Genomic DNA, 1,388 nt, shown 5'->3' on the forward strand with positions numbered 1-1,388 from the left:
GGGCGGGGCCGGGGGGGGGGGGGGGGGTGCGCGGCTCAGCCTCTCAGGACTCCCGGCCGTGCGGGTTCCGGCCTGCCGGTTTCCTGACCGGGTCCCGGGCGGTCCGGCGCCCCGGCGGGGGGCCGCTCGCCGAGGCGGACCGTGTACGGCAGGGGAGTGCACGGACCAGGCGACCGCAGGGAGCCCGTGGCGGGCGGCGGGTCGGTGAGCGGGCGGCGTGCGTCAGTATGTACCGCCCGGGGCAGACCGGGGCGCGGTGCGTACGACCGTACGGCAGGCACGGGGAGCGAGGCGCGCGGTACAGGCACACGCGGCACACGCGGTACGTGCGGCATACGCTGAGCACGCGTACGGGCGGACCGGGCCGGTGACGCGCTCCGAAGCCGCGCCGGTACCGGGCGGAACCGCTCCGGCGCCCGGAGGTCAGCTCTTCTCGAAGCGGAAGCCGACGCCCCGGACGGTGGCGATGTACCGGGGATTCGCCGCGTCGTCGCCGAGTTTCTTGCGCAGCCAGGAGATGTGCATGTCGAGGGTCTTGGTGGAGGACCACCAGGTGGTGTCCCAGACCTCGCGCATCAGCTGGTCGCGCGTGACGACCCGGCCCGCGTCCCGTACGAGGACCCGCAGCAGGTCGAACTCCTTGGCGGTGAGCTGCAACTCGTCGTCGCCCATCCAGGCGCGGTGCGACTCGACGTCGATCCGCACGCCGTGTGTCGCGGGGGCGGGCGCGGGCTCGCTGGCTCCGCGCCGCAGCAGGGCCCGTACGCGGGCGAGCAGCTCGGCGAGGCGGAACGGCTTCGTCACGTAGTCGTCGGCACCGGCGTCGAGTCCGACGACCGTGTCGACCTCGTCGGCGCGCGCGGTGAGGACGAGGATCGGCACCGCGTGGCCCTCGGCTCTGAGCCTGCGGGCGACCTCTAGCCCATCCATGCCGGGCAGCCCGAGATCGAGAACCACCAGGTCGATGCCGCCCTGAAGGCCCGCGTCCAGAGCGGTGGGGCCGTCCTCGCGGACCTCGACCTCGTACCCCTCCCGCCGGAGGGCGCGGGCCAGCGGCTCGGAGATGGATGCGTCGTCCTCGGCGAGCAGTACACGGGTCATGTGGTGATGGTAGACCGCGCGCGGCAGCCGTCGGGCAATGATCGGCCGAGCCTGCGGTACGGGCCTTGACGTAGGCTTCTGCCTTCGAATCACGGTGTGTACAGGCTTCCTAACCTGTGATTGATCTCTCAAGTCCTTCTAAATGCCCCTATGGCATGTCGTATGGTTATGCGAAGCCTGTAGTACTGCCTGGGGACCTTTGGCGATGAAGCTGCCAAGGGTCTCTTTTGTGTGCGGGCGGCCTCCCCACGGAACGACCCGTCACCCACGGACCCCGTGGCCCCCAC

At 71.5% G+C, this 1,388-nt stretch carries 1 protein-coding gene; it reads right to left on the bottom strand.

Annotation, left to right across the window (positions count from 1 at the left end; genetic code table 11):
- Positions 1-423: 423 nt before the first annotated feature.
- Positions 424-1,101 (bottom strand): response regulator transcription factor, encoded by a 678-nt coding sequence (locus tag LCE31_RS39630; RefSeq protein WP_225023136.1) that lies wholly within the window; start codon positions 1,099-1,101, stop codon positions 424-426.
- Positions 1,102-1,388: the final 287 nt, after the last annotated feature.

Source organism: Streptomyces sp. 8L (assembly GCF_020176795.1).
Lineage (GTDB): Bacteria > Actinomycetota > Actinomycetes > Streptomycetales > Streptomycetaceae > Streptomyces.